Source organism: Peribacillus sp. TH14 (assembly GCF_016651145.1).
In the GTDB taxonomy this organism is placed as follows: Bacteria; Bacillota; Bacilli; order Bacillales; family DSM-1321; genus Peribacillus; species Peribacillus butanolivorans.
In genome coordinates, this window is the sequence record NZ_JAEKEK010000001.1 from 3,897,016 (window position 1) to 3,914,516 (window position 17,501).

A 17,501-nucleotide genomic window follows, 5' to 3' on the forward strand; every position below is an offset into this window, starting at 1 on the left:
GGATTCAGGAAGGATGAAAACGTTTTTGGCTGACTGTGAATGGGGTATCGAACGGAATGATTAGACTAATGTCAGGCTTCCCCTAAATGGAAGTGGAGAACTTACCATCGATACAACAAGCAGGCCCAAATAGTAACCATCTCGGGTAAACTAGAAAGAATAAAAGAAGCATAAGCGGGGCATACTTTATTTAGGGTGATATTGTATGTCTACTAACGCTTATATCAAATATCTTACACAGCAGCTTGTCGAATATTTTAATTTGACCAAGAAAGAACGGAAAGAAAAACGTCGTCATCGGAAAGAGGATAAAAATACTGGTGTGTCCCACTGGTTTGGTATTGTTCCTTTCGCTTTGTCGATGTTTGTAAGAAAAAAAATCAAAAAAAGAAAACAGATGTCCTAAGCTTTTGGACATCTGTTTTTTTTTTGTTTAGTCAGGCAAACCTAGCTAGGCGGTTGTAGTAGAGAAATCATTTCTGGAAAAATAGATCCATTTATCCTAACGCTCTATCTGATAAGTAAAATAAACCGCCATTGATGATTGATATTAGGATATTTGGCTCATATTGGGCCTGTAATGCCTGTTTTTCAGTGAAATAACTTTCGCTTTTTTCATCCATATCCTTATAAAAATGCTCCAATAAATTTAAGTCATTCTGCCAGCGCTCCATGGCTTCTTCCGCCCAAGAATGGTCATCGTTCTCGAAGCTGGTTCGGATATATGTATCAAGTCTTGCTAACCCACTCTTTGGCATGATTAATGGTGAGAGGGTGAAGGAGTAATCCGGTATCTTTGGGGTGACTTTAACCGGTAAAACACGATTGTGAAATCCTTCCATGATCTCCCCGGAGATTAAATTCAATCCAACAGACATAAAGGTATCTTTTTTTCGATCACATTGATAAGATATTTTAACATTTAGTGTAAGCCAGGGGAACAATGGATTATGGCGACCATTTGAGGGGAGTGTATCCTCGAAAAGTCTAGTATATCCAGCCAGCCTTTTTGTTGATTCGATAATTTGATGGAGACGGGGCGAACCAAAGTGAATTCGTTCTCCTTTCATATTGGGTGGAGCCTGATCAGGATTAGTAATGAAAGTAATCTGGGCTGGGTTTGGAATCCCGCCCGTTTTTTCAAGATAATGCCAATAAAAGGGACGGTTCATTAACTCTTTATCCATTTCAATCGTCAGTTGAACAGTGATATGGGATGGGGCATTCTCTAGTACTTCACAATCATTAGCTTCAAAGAAAGTTATTAAAAAATCATGAATTTCCTGTTGCTGCATGAATCTCACCTTCCTTCATAGTTTGAGCGAATTGAATCATCGATGAAAAATTATCCATCTTGATTTTCATTTCACCCTCAGTTCGGGACTCGCCGACCACGTCAATTAAATATTCTTCGATGTTGGTAATATCCAGCTTCGTTAAAATATCATCCAATTCACCAATTACTTTTTCAAACAAATGGATTTTTTCATATAATAATTTCAAAATATGTTCTTCAACTGTATTTTTCGTTGCAAAGTTATATATCATGACATCTTCTTCCTGGCCAAGTCGGTGAATCCGTCCAATTCTTTGTTCAAGTCTCATTGGATTCCATGGCAGGTCAAAATTAATCAAGTGGTGGCAAAATTGAAGGTTTATTCCTTCCCCACCGGCTTCGGTAGCAATTAAAACTTGAATCTGCTTTTGGAATAATTCTCTCATCCAGTCTTTTTTTCCACGCTTAAAGCCGCCGCGGAAGGGAACTGAGGAAATTCCATTCTGTTGTAAATACCATTGTAAATATAGCTGAGTGGCTCTGTATTCGGTAAAGATAATCACTTTGTCATCAATTTTCTTGATGAGTTCTAAAGCTTTTTCAGCCTTGGAGTTTTGTTCTGTTTCATTTACCTTCTCAAACAGCTCATCTAGCTTTGCTAAAAAGTCAGGGGAAGGCTGTTCATATTTGGCTTTCATGTTTTTCAATGTATAAAAAACGGCTTCTCTGCTGCTGCATGCTTCTCTTTGGAGGGTGAGTGCTGAAAAAGAACTTCCCTTCGATCCATCTGAAATAGGCTTAAATTTGGAAACAGCGTCGTACAAGGCTTGTTCAGTTGGAGAAAATTCAATGATGATTGTTTCCACCTGCCTTTTTGTCCATTCAATTCCAGTATCAGCCCGTCGGTTCCGAATCATAACAGTGTTGACGAGTTCCTTTAGGTGCTCATCCTCAATAACATTTCGGCCTTTGCCTTTATATTTCTCAGAAAAGAGTGTTGCATTTCCCAAGTGTCCCGGTTTCAATAACGAAACAAGATGGAAAATTTCTTCGACTTTATTTTGAATTGGCGTAGCTGTCAGCAATAAACAAAATTTCTTTTTCAGATTTTGGACAAATTCATAGTTCTTCGTTTTATTATTTTTAAGTTTATGAGCCTCATCAATAATGATAAAGTCATATTGCTGATTAAAAATGATATCTCGATGGGGAGCTCGTTTCGCTGTATCAATGGATGATATAACAACATCGCATGATTCCCACACATAGCTTTTTCTTTGAACAACAGCCGGAATATGAAACTTGGTATTCAATTCAAAAGCCCATTGACTTACAAGTGAAGCGGGGACAAGAATTAATACTTTTTTAACAAGACCACGGATCATATATTCTTTTAGAATCAAGCCAGCTTCGATTGTTTTTCCGAGACCTACTTCATCAGCTAAAATGGCTTTTCCATTCATCTTTTCAACTACCTGCTTTGCCGCTTCCAATTGGTGGGGAAGCGGGGTGAGCTGTGGAAGATGCTTGGGTGCCTGTAAACCTTCAAAATCAGGAATAATGAGGTTTTCTTCCATTTGAACAGCCAATTTATAAAGCTCCCAATTACCCCATGGACCGTCATTTTCCATCTTTTGTAGAAACTCGTCATTCCAATCAGAACTGAAGGATATATTAATTTTCATTGAAACTACTCCTTCTAAAATCATAATTTTCTTATTTAAGGTTGAAACCCGAACATTTTATATGTGAAGTAAGAAAAATATTTCTCTGTAAAAGATATTGCAGAGAAAAGTTTCTTAAGGTAGGATGTAAGTATATTTAGAAAATTCCAATTTCCCAAAACGCTTAAAAGATGAATGTAGTTCATGTTTTTCATAGTATGGGCAACCGCCTCTTACTTTATCCCAGATTAACAGACTAGAGATCATTCATTAAGTTCTGAAGTTTTAAGGAGAGTTGGTAGAGAAAGCATTTTGTAAATGCACAGAGGTTTTACTAACTATCAGTAGGATTAATTACTTTCCTAATTGGTGGAGACACATTTATATGCGGGTGAAGATAAGGGGAGAGACTACGAATGTAGCGCCGAAGGAGCAAACTTAGCAGTGAATCTCTCAGGCAAAAGAACTCTTATTGGACGCAACTCTGGAGAGCGCCGCTCGTTGCAGGACGGCCACCAAAGGGGAAAACCTATTATATAGGTAAACTTTCAGGTTTCAGGACAGAGAAAAAGCTCTTTAGGGCTTTCTCTGTCCTTTTTTGTGCCCTTTTTTCCACATTATGAATCAGGCTGAGAAGTATAAGAAGATCTGACAAAATGGAAAGAAGCTTTTAGAAAAGTGAGCAAAGTAAATCTAAAAAATCTAAGGGGGGTCATTTTTTGACCAATTTAAAAAGAACGCCACTATTTGAGGTTTATCGTGAATACGGAGGAAAAACGATCGATTTTGGCGGCTGGGAACTTCCTGTCCAATTTTCGGGTATCAAGGACGAACATGAAGCAGTTCGTACAAAAGCTGGCTTATTTGATGTTTCCCATATGGGTGAGGTTGATGTGAAGGGCCCAGGGAGTCTTGCCTTTTTACAAAAAATGATGACCAATGATGTATCAAAGCTAAAACAGGGCGGAGCAATTTATACGGCTATGTGTTATGAAAACGGCGGTACTGTTGACGATCTTATCATTTATAAAAAGGCAGAAGACGACTATCTGCTCGTGGTCAATGCCGCCAATACAGAAAAAGATTTTAACTGGCTACAAGCTAATTGTTCAGAGGATGTCCAACTTTCGGATGTATCAAGCGATTATACACAGTTGGCACTGCAGGGACCTTTGGCAGAGAAAATATTACAAAAACTATCTAATGATACACTTTTGAGTGAAATTGGCTTTTTTAAATTCAAGGAAAATGTCCTGATAAATGGGCTTTCCACGATGGTTTCACGTACAGGATATACGGGTGAAGATGGTTTTGAAATATATAGCAACAGTGAAAATGGCCCGGCCCTTTGGAGAGCTATTCTAGATGCAGGAAAAGAAGAAGGGATACAGCCGATAGGTTTAGGGGCACGTGACACACTCCGCTTTGAAGCTAAACTTCCGCTTTATGGACAGGAGCTTTCACCGGATATTACCCCAATTGAAGCCGGGATTGGTTTTGCGGTTAAAGTGGATAAGGAAGCCGACTTTTTCGGGAAAGCCGTTCTTACTGAACAAAAGGAAAAAGGGGCACAACGTAAGCTTGTCGGAATTGAAATGATTGACCGCGGCATTCCTCGTCATGGCTATAAGGTATACAGTGGGGATAAAGTCATTGGTGAAGTTACGACTGGCACTCAATCACCAACATTGAAGAAAAATGTAGGATTGGTAATTATCGATAAAGACTTTTCGGTGATGGATTCTGAAGTCGAAGTGGAAATTCGTTCAAAACGATTGAAAGCTGTTATTATACAAACACCTTTTTATAAAAAACCACGTAAATAGAGAGGAATGGTCATTAAGATGAAACATCGTTACTTACCCATGACAGAGCAGGATAAACAACAAATGCTGGAGGTAATAGGGGTCCCTTCTGTTGAGAACCTTTTCAACGATATTCCTGAAAGTGTCCGCTTTCAAGGCGAATATGACATTAAACCAGCTAAATCAGAGCCAGCCTTAATGAAAGAATTATCAAAACTTGCTTCTAAGAATGCTGATCTTAAAAACTATGCTTCCTTTCTTGGTGCGGGCGTGTATGACCATTATTCACCGGTCATCGTTGATCATGTTCTTTCCCGCTCGGAGTTTTATACAGCCTACACCCCTTATCAGCCAGAAATTTCACAGGGGGAGCTTCAGGCCATTTTTGAATATCAAACGATGATTTGTGAAATGACAGGCATGGATGTAGCCAACTCCTCCATGTATGACGGAGGGACGGCATTAGCGGAAGCAGCGATGCTTGCATCCGGTCATACACGACGTAAGAAAATTCTAATTTCAGCGGCAGTACATCCTGAATCAAGAGAAGTCGTTAAGACGTATGCGAAAGGTCAGCGAGTGGAAGTCATTGAAATTCCATTTAAAGATGGTGTGACAGATCTAGCTGCCTTAAAGGAATTGGCGAAAGACGATATTGCGGGAGTCATTGTGCAATATCCAAACTTCTTTGGACGTATTGAACCGTTGAAAGAAATGGAAGAAATCATTCATGATGTGAAATCCATGTTTATCGTTTCGAGTAACCCGCTTGCACTAGGTGCATTGACCCCTCCAGGTGCCCTTGGTGCTGATATCGTAACAGGCGATGCTCAGCCATTCGGTATTCCAGCAGCTTTTGGCGGACCGCATTGCGGATACTTTGCTGTCACGAACAAACTTGTTCGTAAAGTGCCAGGCCGTCTCGTCGGGCAAACAGTGGATGAAGATGGTAAACGGGGATTTGTGCTGACGCTTCAAGCTCGTGAGCAACACATTCGTCGTGACAAGGCCACATCCAATATTTGTTCCAATCAGGCGTTAAATGCTTTGGCAGCTTCTGTTGCGATGACCGCACTTGGGAAAAAGGGTGTCAAAGAAATGGCAGTGAATAATATTCAAAAAGCCTATTATGCGAAAAAAGCTATAAAGGAAAAAGGAATAGAAGTGGTGTTTGAGGGACCATCGTTTAATGAATTTGTCATTAAACTGCCGGCATCTTACCAAGAAATTAATCAAAGTCTTTTTGAAAAAGAAATTATCGGCGGCTTCGACTTAGGGACTGTTTATCCACAGCTGAAAGACCATATGCTTGTGGCTGTAACAGAACTTAGAACAAAAGAAGAAATTGATGCACTTGCGCAGGAATTGGGGGATCAACATGAATAATCAAGATCAATCACTCATTTTTGAAATCAGTACGTCTGGTCGAATCGGGTACAGTCTACCGGAAATGGATGTTGAAGAAATTTCACTTGAAGAGATTTTTCCTGCCGAATACATCCGTCAAGAAGAGGCTGAGCTTCCAGAAGTATCGGAATTAGATATCATGCGTCATTATACAGCTCTTTCCAAACGGAATCACGGGGTGGATTCGGGCTTTTATCCACTCGGTTCTTGTACGATGAAGTATAACCCGAAGATAAATGAAAATGTGGCGCGTTTTAACGGTTTCGCCCATATCCATCCATATCAAGATCCGGCGACTGTACAGGGAGCCTTGGAACTATTATTTGACTTGCAAGAACATTTAACAGAAATCACAGGGATGGATCAAGTGACCTTACAGCCAGCAGCAGGTGCACATGGTGAATGGACAGGATTAATGATGATTCGTGCCTTCCATGAAGCGAACGGCGATACAGCACGGACGAAAGTGATAGTTCCTGATTCGGCACACGGTACGAATCCAGCTTCCGCCACTGTTGCGGGGCTCGAAACGATTACGGTAAAATCAGATGAAAATGGCTTAGTTGACCTTGAAGATTTAAAGCGCGTGGTAGGTTCGGATACAGCGGCTTTAATGCTGACGAATCCCAATACATTAGGATTGTTTGAAGAGAATATTTTGGAAATGGCAAAACTTGTCCACGATGCTGGTGGGAAGCTTTATTATGACGGAGCCAATCTTAATGCAGTCCTATCTAAAGCCCGTCCAGGTGATATGGGCTTTGATGTGGTCCATTTAAATCTCCATAAAACATTTACAGGTCCACATGGTGGCGGTGGCCCGGGATCTGGTCCTGTCGGAGTAAAATCGGATTTGATTCCCTACTTGCCTAAACCACTCGTGGTCAAACGAGATGAGCAATTTATGCTGGATTATGATCGCCCGCAATCCATCGGAAGAGTTAAACCTTATTACGGAAACTTCGGAATAAATGTGAGGGCTTATACGTACATTCGTTCTATGGGTCCTGATGGTCTTAGGGCTGTCACGGAGAATGCGGTCATCAATGCGAATTATATGATGCGTAGGTTGGAACCATATTTTGATTTACCATATAATCGCCATTGTAAGCATGAGTTTGTGCTTAGTGGCCGCCGGCAAAAGAAGTTGGGCGTCCGAACACTCGATATTGCCAAAAGATTACTAGACTTCGGCTATCATCCACCTACTATTTACTTCCCGTTGAACGTGGAAGAAGGAATGATGATAGAACCGACTGAAACGGAGTCAAAGGAAACTCTCGACGCGTTCATTGATGCGATGATTCAGATAGCTAAGGAAGCGGAAGAAACTCCGGAGATCGTACAGGAAGCGCCACATACAACAGTTATTAAAAGGCTGGATGAAACGCTTGCTGCAAGAAAACCAGTCCTCCGTTATCAAGCTTAATAGCCTAAATAAAAATCCCCGCCATCTGAGCGGGGATTTTTATTCATTATATGTATAGAGAATGACCAGCTGGAAATGAATATACAATAAGACATAATAAGCTTTAAGACGGCATTTCATTTCAATTTTTAGTATGATAGCTTTTTAATTAAAAAGAGCCCATGCGGAGATGGGTTCTTATTTCTTTGCTTTAATTTTACCGGTCCACATTTTGAAACCGCCTTTTAGGTGAAACAGTTCTTTGTAGCCTTTTTTGTATAGCATGGCTGCAGCTCTTCCGCTGATGATTTCGCTTTGAGCGTACAAGTATACAGGCTTGTCCGGCCTAATTTCGACCAGGCGTGTTTTCATTTGAGTCATAGGGATGTTTCTTGCGCCTAAGATATGACCATTATCAAATTCATTTGGTTCCCGCACATCGATTAGTTGTACTTTTCTGTAGTTAGCAATAAATTCATCCTGTGTTAACGTTTTAACGATTTTACGCTGGCGGTACCAATTAAAAAGTGAATACGCAATAACCACTCCTATGATGATGAGCAGTGTATATAATAATTCCAAACATAAAAACTCCCTTCTACCTAACGAATACAGACAATCTTTATTATATAATTGCTTTAACTAATAATCAAAAAATATTTTCGTAAAATTCTTTATCGACTTAATGGTACTTTCTTTTTTAGAGTGTTAAAGTCTGTTAAACTACTAAATGTGAGTTTTTTTATGACGGAATTACTGACTTACTTTTAAACAGTCTACATGAAATGAGGGGTAAGGATGACAAAAGAAAAATGGGGATTTATAGATTCTGGATATTGTTCACCGGCTTTTAATATGGCGATGGACGAAGCTCTTTTAAACTGGCAGAGTAAAGGGGAAATACCACCGATTATCCGCTTTTACGGTTGGGACCCAGCTACATTGTCGATTGGTTATTTTCAAAAGGCAGAATCTGAAATTGATATAGAAGAAGTTAAAAGGCAGGGCCTCGGTTTTGTTCGCAGACCAACAGGAGGACGTGCTGTACTGCACGAACATGAATTGACTTATAGCGTAATTGTCCCAGAATCCTATCCGGGAATGCCTACTACTGTTACTGAGGCATATCGAGTTATTTCTGAAGGAATATTAATGGGGTTCAGGAATCTTGGATTGGATGCTTATTTTGCTGTACCTCGAACCGATCAGGAGAAAGCGGCTTTAAAAGCACCCAAGTCTTCCGTCTGTTTTGATGCGCCAAGCTGGTATGAATTGGTCGTTGAGGGCCGTAAGGTAGCTGGCAGTGCACAAACAAGGCAAAAGGGCGTCATCCTTCAACACGGGGCCATTTTACTTGAACTTGATGATGAAAAGCTCTTTAGCGTGTTTAAATTCTCAAATGACAGGGTTAAAGAGAGAATGCAAAAAAACTTAAAAAACAAAGCCGTGGCCATAAATGACATTGCCGGAAGAAAGATTACCATCCCAGAAGCAAAAGATGCTTTTGAAAAAGGTTTTGCCGATGGACTTTCGATCGAATTAGAGCCATACGTCCTCACTGAACAGCAATTGCTGGAAGTGAAAGCCATTGCAGAAAGCAAATATGAAAGCGATGAATGGAATTTTTTGAGATAGAAGAAGCAGGATAATTAGAACAGATAATAAAAATGTTTTTTCAGATTTTTGCAAACAAATAAGCTTTTCCTTGCAACGATAAGCACTAACAAGGACAGGGAAAAAGCAAGGTTCAAATTAATTGAAATCTGATGAAAAATTATTATAAATCGACATTTTCCTCCCTTTTACTAACTATATTAATTGATTTATCGTTTGACAAAATTAAAAGTTAATCAACACAAACACAATATATAGTAGTCGAAATATTTATTACGACACTATATATTGATTTTTGAGTTTCGCTATGATAAATTTAGGGTAACTTGTTAAGCGAAACGGACATGTAAGACTACATATAAATTTTTGCAGCAAGAACGGATCTTGAAACATATAAAGGAGAGGGAATTATGTCGGTTGTAATAAAAGAAGCTTTAAAGGTTGATCTAGAAAGGTTGAATAAGGATATTTCTTTATTTCCCCAGGTCCATCCTGTAACAGCTGATATGAAAATGACGCATAAAGGCGTGTCCCGTCTAGTTATGCTTGACCGCTATTCTTTTAAGGATACTGAAAAAATTACGCTCTCGACTGGCGATTTTGTAGTATTGACGATTAAGGAAGATCCGAAATTCCCTGCACGGGGTCTTGGTTACATCGTTGAAATAGATTGGGAAACGAAAAAAGCTAAGGTATTAGTGGATGATGAATTTCGCGGAGCATTAGATAACCCGGAAGAAGTGGCAACGGGGATTGTAAATCGACCGCTTGATATCATTGAAAAGCCGCTTGAAATATACTATGAACAAATTGCAAAACGTAATGCAACGGGATTGGCTTCAGTGGAAAAGACTGAGGAAAAAAGAACGGAATGGTTCAATAAGTTCTATGAAGAATTAAAGAACCTTAATTTTGTCCCAGCAGGACGTGTATTATATGGAGCCGGTTCTAACACGGATGTTACTTATTTTAATTGCTATGTAATGCCATTTGTTCCGGATTCACGCGAAGGAATTTCCGAACATAGAAAGCAAGTCATGGAAATCATGAGCCGCGGAGGCGGTGTAGGTACGAACGGATCGACACTTCGTCCAAGAAATACATTGGCAAAAGGGGTAAATGGAAAATCCTCCGGTTCAGTTTCATGGCTTGATGATATTGCGAAATTGACCCATCTTGTTGAACAGGGCGGAAGCAGACGCGGTGCACAAATGATTATGCTTGCGGATTGGCATCCAGATATTGCTGAGTTCATTATTTCGAAAATGCAAAATCCACGGATTCTTCGCTACTTAGTGGAAAACACAAAAGATGAAACCATCAAAAAGTACGCTACAGATAAATTAAAATTCACTCCGCATACCGAACAGGAAACGGCTATGTACCAAGGTATCATCAACTATAAAGAGATTCCGGGTTTAGGCGGATTTAACGAGAAAATCATTAGAGAGGCCGAGGAAAAGGTTCGTACAGGCGGAACGTACAGTGTCCATAATGCCGATTTTCTAACAGGCGCCAATATCTCGATTTGCTTGACTAAGGAATTTATGGAAGCTGCCGAACAAGATGGCGAATATGAATTGCGTTTCCCGGATGTTGAAAGCTATAATGCTGAAGAAATGGCGATTTATAATGAAGAATGGCACAATGTCGGTGATGTACGTGAGTGGGAAAAAATGGGCCGCAAAGTCCGTGTTTACCGTAAAATCCGAGCTAAAGAGCTTTGGAACTTAATTAATATTTGTGCTACTTATTCTGCAGAGCCGGGTATTTTCTTTATTGATAATGCTAACGAGATGACAAATGCAAAAGCATACGGACAACAAGTTGTAGCAACGAACCCATGTGGTGAACAGCCACTGGCTCCATACTCTGTGTGTAACCTAGCAGCTGTAAATTTAGCAGAAATGGCTGATAAAGATAACAAAACAGTTAACTTTGAGAAACTTAAGCAGACCGTAGAAGTGGGTGTGCGTATGCAGGATAACGTCATTGACGCGACCCCTTACTTCTTAGATGAAAACAAGAAACAAGCACTCGGCGAGAGACGGGTTGGTCTTGGTGTTATGGGTCTGCATGATTTGTTAATCTATTGTGAAACGGAGTACGGATCTGAAGAAGGGAATATCCTGGTAGACAAGGTGTTTGAAACGATTGCAACTACAGCTTACAGGACTTCAGTAGACCTTGCTAAAGAAAAGGGCAGTTTCCCGTTCCTAATCGGGTCAACTGATGAAGAAACGAATGAGCTTAGAACGCGTTTCACTCAAACCGGGTTTATGGAAAAAATGCCAGAAGATATCAGAGAAAGTGTTGCTGCACATGGCATCCGTAATTCTCATTTATTGACAGTTGCTCCTACAGGCAGTACAGGTACGATGGTTGGGGTATCAACTGGTCTTGAACCATATTTCTCTTTCACCTATTTCCGTAGCGGTCGTCTTGGTAAATTCATTGAGGTTAAGGCTGACATCGTACAGGAATACTTGGATCGTCATCCAAAAGCGGATCCAGAAAAGCTTCCGAAATGGTTCATTTCTGCAATGGAATTGGCTCCTGAAGCACATGCTGACGTTCAATGCATTATTCAACGCTGGATTGACAGTTCGATTAGTAAAACGGTTAACGCTCCTAAAGGATATACCGTTGAACAAGTAGAAAAAGTATATGAACGTCTATACAAAGGCGGAGCAAAAGGCGGTACGGTATATGTAGATGGAAGCCGTGACAGTCAGGTTCTTACGCTTAAAGCGGAAGAAAATCAAATGGATGAGCAACTTGAAATGGATGAATTAACAGATGTGGAAGAAAAGAAAAAAGTCGTATTGGTTGATACGATAAATGAACTGCGTTCGACGAATGTTACGATTGGGTCGGAAGTAGGTAACACCTGTCCTGTTTGCCGTAAAGGTGAAGTTCAGGAAATGGGCGGATGTAATACATGCACGAATTGTGGCGCACAATTAAAATGCGGCCTATAAGCTTGATTTAAGAAAGTCGTTAAGGTATAGCTGAAAAGCTGATCTTAACGGCTTTTTTTTGCAAATCTAAGAGTGTATTCAATATTTTGAAATTTTAAATGTTACCTTTTATTGGTCTGTAAACTATTAATTGTTATTCATTTTCGTGAAAGCTTTTCTTTATATATGGTTAAACTACAATGTATTAACTATGATGGGGTGTATGAATGGAAAATCAGAAATGCGATAATACGAAGGTAAGTGCTTGGTGTATTGTAAGCATGGCTTCGATTCCGCTCGTCATGACACTAGGAAATTCTATGCTTATTCCGGTGTTGCCGGTTTTTGAAGAAAAAGTGAACATAACATCCTTTCAGTCGAGTATGATAATCACCAGTTATTCAATCGCTTCCATTTTTCTAATTCCAGTAGCAGGTTACTTGTCTGATCGCATTGGAAGGAAAAAAGTTATCCTACCCAGCCTGATTTTAGCTTTGATAGGTGGTTTGATTGCTGGTTTTGTTTCCTGGAAGATGGACAATCCGTATACCTGGATTATCTTGGGCCGCGTTCTACAAGGGATTGGTGCGGCTGGGGCAACTCCAATCGTCTTGCCGTTAGTAGGCGACCTTTATAAAGCTGATGATGAGAAAACAAGTTCCTGTTTAGGCATAATTGAAACATCGAATACCTTCGGGAAAGTGTTAAGTCCGATTTTAGGATCCTTATTCGCTTCACTTATTTGGTTTTTACCGTTCTTTTCTATTTCCTTTTTTAGTTTAATTTCGATTGTTCTCGTTTTTTTCTTTATAAAAGTACCGAAGAATAATCATGCACCAATAAAGTTCAAAGAATTTTTAAATAAAACGAAAGTAACCTTTGAGGAGGGAGGAAAGTGGCTTTCCGTTGTATTCCTATTGGGCGTTTTTGTCATGCTTGTTCTTTTTGCAGTGCTATTTTTTTTATCGGAAAGTCTAGAAAAATTACATGATTTAAAAGGCATTAAAAAAGGCTTTGTCTTGGCGATCCCTTTGTTCTTCTTATGTATCTCCTCTTATGTGGCGGGAAGGAAGATAAAAGGAAGCATACCGTTGATGAGAAGGATTATATTGATTAGCTTAATATTAATGTCAGGAAGTATAGTTTTTGTTGGCTATACGAAGGAAAAAATTGTGTTGCTGCTTATAATAACAAGTGTATTAGGAATCGCGATTGGTGCCATGCTTCCAACTTTGGATGCGCTCATTACTGAAAATATTGAAAAGACACAGCGGGGAACAATTTCCTCTTTCTATAGTTCTGCACGATTTATTGGTGTTGCAGCAGGACCACCACTCATGTCAGTGTTAATGAAAAACTATTTAAATATAAGTTATATTATTGCCGGAGTATTTGGTATAATCTTGCTTTTCCTTGCGTTTAAACTCCTTAAAGAAAATACAATGAAAATGAATGCAGAAGAGAAGACCGAGTCTTAGGATTCGGTCTTCTCTTCTGCATTCATTTGTCAGCCATTTTCATTTTGTTGGGCAATTTCCTTTTCGGCCAAGTATTGGTTTCCATCCTTTAACACCGAGTATTCATCGACAGAGTCTCCAGGGACATTCCGGGGATTGGGAAATTTATTATCTGTTTGTACGGTAATTACTTGTTTACCCATTCCATTTGCCAAGAAGTCTTGCTTTTTAGTCATATCACATCTCCCATACTTGAATTTACCAATTAGAATCAATCATGAGGATAATTAAATTAAGAAAAACTATCCTTATAAGTTAGATTGTCTAGTTTGAATAAAAGTATGAACAAATCCGAAAAAGAATGGAGAAGTATATGAAACCATTTATCCCACAGCTAGTATATATTGAGCCAAGAGCACTGGAATACCCGCTTGGCCGAGAATTAAAAAAGAAATTTGAGGATATGAATATTGAGATCCGTGAAACCACTTCACATAATCAAATTAGAGATTTACCTGGGGATAATGATTTGCAAAAATATCGTGTCGCCAAGTCGACGCTGGTTGTGGGAATCAGGAAAACGTTGAAGTTCGACTCGTCTAAGCCATCTGCAGAATATGCTATCCCGCTTGCTACTGGGTGTATGGGTCACTGTCACTATTGTTATTTACAGACGACGCTAGGTACAAAACCATACATTAGGACATACGTGAATCTTGATGAGATTTTCGAAGCAGCTGAAAAATATATAAACGAAAGAAAACCTGAAATTACCCGCTTCGAGGCGGCATGTACTTCTGATATTGTCGGCATTGACCATTTGACACATTCATTAAAAAGGGCCATTGAATATTTTGGTAAAAGTGAAAACGGTGTTCTCCGATTTGTAACTAAATTTCATCATGTCGATCATCTATTGGATGCCGAACATAATGGGAAAACAAGATTTCGGTTTAGTATTAATTCACGTTACGTGATCAAGAATTTTGAGCCTGGAACTTCGAGCTTTGAGGAAAGAATGGAAGCGGCACGCAAGGTAGCAGGTGCAGGATACCCATTAGGTTTTATCGTTGCACCAATATATCGTCATGAAGCATGGAAGGAAGGCTACTTTGAACTATTCGAGCGGTTAAGTGAGGCATTAGAAGGGGTGGATATTCCTGATTTAACTTTTGAGTTAATCCAGCATAGGTTTACTGGTCCTGCAAAAAAAGTGATTCAAAAAAATTACCCTAAAACAAAATTGGAACTTGATGAAACGAAACGGAAATATAAATGGGGTCGCTATGGCATTGGGAAATATGTGTATCAAACTGAAGAAGCAGCAGAACTTGAATCAACTATCCGAGGGTATATAGCGAAGTTTTTCCCAAAATCGGAAATTCAGTATTTTACCTGATGAAAGGTTGTTTCTATATAAATCAGTCATAAATCGCTCTAATCCTGCTTAAAAATGTAAAGACCGGAATAGAGGAGGGCAGCAATGATTATTGACGGCGTTTTTTCCGGAGGCGGGATTAAGGCATATGGTTTAGTAGGAGCCCTGCAGGAATTGGAGGAACGTGGATTTGTATTTAAAAGGACAGCTGGAACGAGTGCAGGCTCAATTATAGCAGCTTTTTTAGCTGCAGGTTATACAGGAAAAGAAATGGAAGAGGTTTTTCTTGATATAGAATTAAGTAGCCTGTTGGATAAGAGGCGGGGCCTTTTGCCTATCCCACTTGCCAAGTGGCTACTTGTTTATTGGAAATTAGGTTTATATAAAGGGGAGGCCTTGGAAAATTGGGTTGCGGGTAAACTAGCAGAAAGGAATGTAGTCACCTTTAATGATGTTCCACCAAATTCTCTCCGTATTATTACCTCTGATATTACACATGGGAAATTGGTAGTGCTTCCTGATGAGTTACCGAACTATGGAATCGATCCAAGCACTTTTCCAGTGGCCAAGGCGGTAAGAATGAGTTGTAGCATTCCATATTTCTTTGAACCAGTAAAGCTGAATGTTGGGAAAAGTACGTTTCTATTTGTTGATGGAGGCGTGTTAAGCAATTTTCCAATGTGGTTATTTAATTCAGACCATGTAAGAAAGGAACGACCAGTCATAGGCTTACGTCTTAGTGCAGATGAGATATGGAAGCCGCATGAAGTGGATAATGCGGTTGAATTGTTCTCAGCACTATTCAAGACGATGAAAGATGCCCATGATGCACGTTATATTTCCAAGAAACATGTTCAGAATATTGTATTTATCCCGATGAAGGGGATCTCCGCTATGGATTTCAACTTGAATGATGAAAAAAAAGGAGAGTTAATGAATCGTGGTCGTCAGTTTACTAAAGAATTCTTAAAGCATTGGACATATTAAAAAAGAAAAATCGGGCTCTTAAAAAGAAGCCCGATTTTTCTTTTTATTCTTTTTCCCTTCGATGACGGTTAAGTGACTATCTGATTTCTTTCGCACTTTTATTTTTTTAGACGATTTTGCTGCAGAGAAGCTAGCCACATTATCCTTTTTCGAAGTTCGGTTCTTTAGCCTTTTTTTCGATTGGCGTGCAGCCTTTCGAAATGCCTGTTGCTCTTTTTTTACTGGTTTTCCCTTTGTTAATCCGGTATAAATCATATAAATAATCCCTGCGACAATGGCAATTATAAGAATGTTTCTAAAAAAGCCAATCGGGTCATTAAACAGTCGGCTCATTAGTCCGAGGACTCCGAGGGCGATGATTCCGTATATCATGAATGATATGAAACGTTTCAACAAAGACACCTCCTTAAGAGCATCATAAGCATTTTTAGCTTATTTTAAACATTATTCATGTAAAATATTTGAAAAAATGAAGATTATTCTCTTTGTTTAGTATATGATTTTTCATAATCATATTGTGATAGATGTTTTACACAATAACATCCGTTTCTAAACCTTTTTCCGTCCTTTTTTCCAACCTTAACAGTTCATGAAAGGAAGCCAATGCGACTTCGACCTGATCGTCGGAAGGAGCTTTTGTAGTCAATAATTGAAGCCAAAGTCCAGGATAACCAAGGTAACGCAGAACTGGAATATCTCTCACTTTGTTTGTCAACTGCAATACCTCGAAGGAAATGCCAAGCACGACGGGAATAAGTAACACTCGATCCACGACACGTAGCCATAAAGGGTCGATTGGGACGAGCATATAGACAAACATACCAACAATGACAGTAAATAAAATAAAGCTGCTACCGCAACGATAATGAAGCCGTGAACTTGCCTGCACATTGGCGACAGTCAATTCTTTCCCGCTTTCAAAACAATTAATCACTTTATGCTCTGCACCGTGATATTGAAAGACTCGCTTGATTAATGGTGTCATGGATACTAGGTAAATGTAAATGAGCAGTAATATCAACTTAAACAAGCTTTCCATTAAAACCTGAGCCATATGACCAGGAAAAATAGGTCTTGTTAATGCTGCAAGAAAGACTGGAATCAGTGTAAACAGCAATTTACCAAATAAGAAGGAAAGTACCCCGATTACGGCAACTCCAAGCCATACACTTAGTTTTGAAGATTCCTTTGTTTCTGTTTTCTTTTCTTCTATCTTTTCCCCGCCTTCTTCTTCATACTGCTCTGTGGAAAAGTTTAGATGTTTTGAGCCGGTAGCGCTCGACTGAATCAGTGAGACAATTCCCCGTAAAAACGGTATTTTTTTTAAGCGATTGACAGCAGGCTTGGATTCACGCGGTATATGGTAATACACAATCGTTGAATCTTTGCGGCGGACAGCAGTGACTGTATGGTGTTTGCCGCCAAACATGACGCCTTCCACTACAGCCTGCCCTCCATAAACAGGTTTTTGAACCTCAGACATTTCTACACCAACCTAATAGTTATTCACGTAGCTCTCTCATGGGTGCTATCATGTTTATTATC

General features: G+C 39.5%; 15 protein-coding genes and 2 riboswitches. Of the genes, 9 read left to right on the forward strand and 6 right to left on the reverse strand.

The genetic code is table 11. The features are described 5' to 3' along the window. The first annotated feature begins 205 nt into the window (after window positions 1-205). Window positions 206-406: a YqzE family protein gene (locus JFU50_RS18935; protein ID WP_053346940.1), complete on the forward strand. Its 201-nt coding sequence runs from the start codon at window positions 206-208 to the stop codon at window positions 404-406. A gap of 91 nt (window positions 407-497) precedes the next feature. Here JFU50_RS18935 and JFU50_RS18940 read toward each other — a convergent pair whose 3' ends face one another. Beyond that, a complete protein-coding gene (locus tag JFU50_RS18940; protein ID WP_201223654.1) occupies window positions 498-1,295 on the reverse strand; it encodes a YqhG family protein in 798 nt (265 codons plus the stop codon). After that, entirely contained in the window at window positions 1,273-2,961 is a 1,689-nt protein-coding gene (locus JFU50_RS18945) for a DEAD/DEAH box helicase (protein ID WP_190271218.1), read from the reverse strand. Before JFU50_RS18945 ends, JFU50_RS18940 begins: the two co-directional genes overlap by 23 nt. A 370-nt stretch (window positions 2,962-3,331) precedes the next feature. Beyond that, a riboswitch (glycine riboswitch) is annotated at window positions 3,332-3,419 on the forward strand. 3 nt (window positions 3,420-3,422) lie between these two features. Then, window positions 3,423-3,506: riboswitch (glycine riboswitch) on the forward strand. 153 nt (window positions 3,507-3,659) lie between these two features. Between JFU50_RS18945 and gcvT the strand changes: the two genes are divergently transcribed. The 3 genes from gcvT to gcvPB are packed head-to-tail and all read left to right on the forward strand — an operon-like array spanning window position 3,660 to window position 7,581. Continuing rightward, window positions 3,660-4,766, forward strand: a complete 1,107-nt coding sequence (gene gcvT, locus JFU50_RS18950; RefSeq protein ID WP_201223656.1) for a glycine cleavage system aminomethyltransferase GcvT — start codon at window positions 3,660-3,662, stop codon at window positions 4,764-4,766. A gap of 18 nt (window positions 4,767-4,784) precedes the next feature. After that, window positions 4,785-6,131 (forward strand): aminomethyl-transferring glycine dehydrogenase subunit GcvPA, encoded by a 1,347-nt coding sequence (gene gcvPA / locus JFU50_RS18955; protein WP_201185789.1) that lies wholly within the window; start codon window positions 4,785-4,787, stop codon window positions 6,129-6,131. Continuing rightward, complete coding sequence (gene gcvPB, locus JFU50_RS18960; protein WP_201223658.1) at window positions 6,124-7,581, forward strand: aminomethyl-transferring glycine dehydrogenase subunit GcvPB; 1,458 nt, start codon at window positions 6,124-6,126, stop codon at window positions 7,579-7,581. Before gcvPA ends, gcvPB begins: the two co-directional genes overlap by 8 nt. A 177-nt stretch (window positions 7,582-7,758) precedes the next feature. Here the strand turns inward: gcvPB and JFU50_RS18965 are convergent, their stop codons facing one another. Next, entirely contained in the window at window positions 7,759-8,142 is a 384-nt protein-coding gene (locus JFU50_RS18965; RefSeq protein ID WP_053346934.1) for a rhodanese-like domain-containing protein, read from the reverse strand. 216 nt (window positions 8,143-8,358) lie between these two features. On the opposite strand from JFU50_RS18965, the gene JFU50_RS18970 reads away from it, so the two are divergent. From JFU50_RS18970 to JFU50_RS18980, 3 genes are all read left to right on the forward strand, one after another. After that, a complete protein-coding gene (locus JFU50_RS18970) occupies window positions 8,359-9,195 on the forward strand; it encodes a lipoate--protein ligase family protein (RefSeq protein ID WP_201185787.1) in 837 nt (278 codons plus the stop codon). Between the two features lie 389 nt (window positions 9,196-9,584). Continuing rightward, window positions 9,585-12,155 carry a vitamin B12-dependent ribonucleotide reductase gene (locus JFU50_RS18975; RefSeq protein WP_201223660.1) on the forward strand — a complete coding sequence of 857 codons (2,571 nt, stop codon included), beginning with the start codon at window positions 9,585-9,587 and terminating at the stop codon, window positions 12,153-12,155. A gap of 206 nt (window positions 12,156-12,361) precedes the next feature. Continuing rightward, window positions 12,362-13,612: an MFS transporter gene (locus tag JFU50_RS18980; RefSeq protein WP_201185785.1), complete on the forward strand. Its 1,251-nt coding sequence runs from the start codon at window positions 12,362-12,364 to the stop codon at window positions 13,610-13,612. A gap of 29 nt (window positions 13,613-13,641) precedes the next feature. Here the strand turns inward: JFU50_RS18980 and JFU50_RS18985 are convergent, their stop codons facing one another. Further along, window positions 13,642-13,827: a hypothetical protein gene (locus JFU50_RS18985; protein ID WP_201223661.1), complete on the reverse strand. Its 186-nt coding sequence runs from the start codon at window positions 13,825-13,827 to the stop codon at window positions 13,642-13,644. A gap of 137 nt (window positions 13,828-13,964) precedes the next feature. On the opposite strand from JFU50_RS18985, the gene splB reads away from it, so the two are divergent. Beyond that, window positions 13,965-14,990 (forward strand): spore photoproduct lyase, encoded by a 1,026-nt coding sequence (gene splB, locus JFU50_RS18990; protein ID WP_201187945.1) that lies wholly within the window; start codon window positions 13,965-13,967, stop codon window positions 14,988-14,990. Between the two features lie 84 nt (window positions 14,991-15,074). Beyond that, on the forward strand, window positions 15,075-15,956 hold the full coding sequence (locus JFU50_RS18995) for a patatin-like phospholipase family protein (protein ID WP_201223662.1): 882 nt from the start codon (window positions 15,075-15,077) through the stop codon (window positions 15,954-15,956). 18 nt (window positions 15,957-15,974) lie between these two features. Here the strand turns inward: JFU50_RS18995 and JFU50_RS19000 are convergent, their stop codons facing one another. Then, a complete protein-coding gene (locus tag JFU50_RS19000; protein WP_053346927.1) occupies window positions 15,975-16,349 on the reverse strand; it encodes an SA1362 family protein in 375 nt (124 codons plus the stop codon). 136 nt (window positions 16,350-16,485) lie between these two features. Further along, window positions 16,486-17,439: a DUF1385 domain-containing protein gene (locus tag JFU50_RS19005; RefSeq protein WP_056526006.1), complete on the reverse strand. Its 954-nt coding sequence runs from the start codon at window positions 17,437-17,439 to the stop codon at window positions 16,486-16,488. Between the last annotated feature and the right edge of the window lie 62 nt (window positions 17,440-17,501).

What these genes read in the sequence shown, in the direction of transcription:
- JFU50_RS18935 (WP_053346940.1), top strand. Translation starts at nt 206, where the DNA reads ATGTCTACTAACGCTTATATCAAATATCTTACACAGCAGCTTGTCGAA.
- JFU50_RS18940 (WP_201223654.1), bottom strand. Translation starts at nt 1,295, where the DNA reads ATGCAGCAACAGGAAATTCATGATTTTTTAATAACTTTCTTTGAAGCT.
- JFU50_RS18945 (WP_190271218.1), bottom strand. Translation starts at nt 2,961, where the DNA reads ATGAAAATTAATATATCCTTCAGTTCTGATTGGAATGACGAGTTTCTA.
- gcvPA (WP_201185789.1), top strand. Translation starts at nt 4,785, where the DNA reads ATGAAACATCGTTACTTACCCATGACAGAGCAGGATAAACAACAAATG.
- gcvPB (WP_201223658.1), top strand. Translation starts at nt 6,124, where the DNA reads ATGAATAATCAAGATCAATCACTCATTTTTGAAATCAGTACGTCTGGT.
- JFU50_RS18970 (WP_201185787.1), top strand. Translation starts at nt 8,359, where the DNA reads ATGACAAAAGAAAAATGGGGATTTATAGATTCTGGATATTGTTCACCG.
- JFU50_RS18975 (WP_201223660.1), top strand. Translation starts at nt 9,585, where the DNA reads ATGTCGGTTGTAATAAAAGAAGCTTTAAAGGTTGATCTAGAAAGGTTG.
- JFU50_RS18980 (WP_201185785.1), top strand. Translation starts at nt 12,362, where the DNA reads ATGGAAAATCAGAAATGCGATAATACGAAGGTAAGTGCTTGGTGTATT.
- JFU50_RS18985 (WP_201223661.1), bottom strand. Translation starts at nt 13,827, where the DNA reads ATGACTAAAAAGCAAGACTTCTTGGCAAATGGAATGGGTAAACAAGTA.
- splB (WP_201187945.1), top strand. Translation starts at nt 13,965, where the DNA reads ATGAAACCATTTATCCCACAGCTAGTATATATTGAGCCAAGAGCACTG.
- JFU50_RS18995 (WP_201223662.1), top strand. Translation starts at nt 15,075, where the DNA reads ATGATTATTGACGGCGTTTTTTCCGGAGGCGGGATTAAGGCATATGGT.
- JFU50_RS19005 (WP_056526006.1), bottom strand. Translation starts at nt 17,439, where the DNA reads ATGTCTGAGGTTCAAAAACCTGTTTATGGAGGGCAGGCTGTAGTGGAA.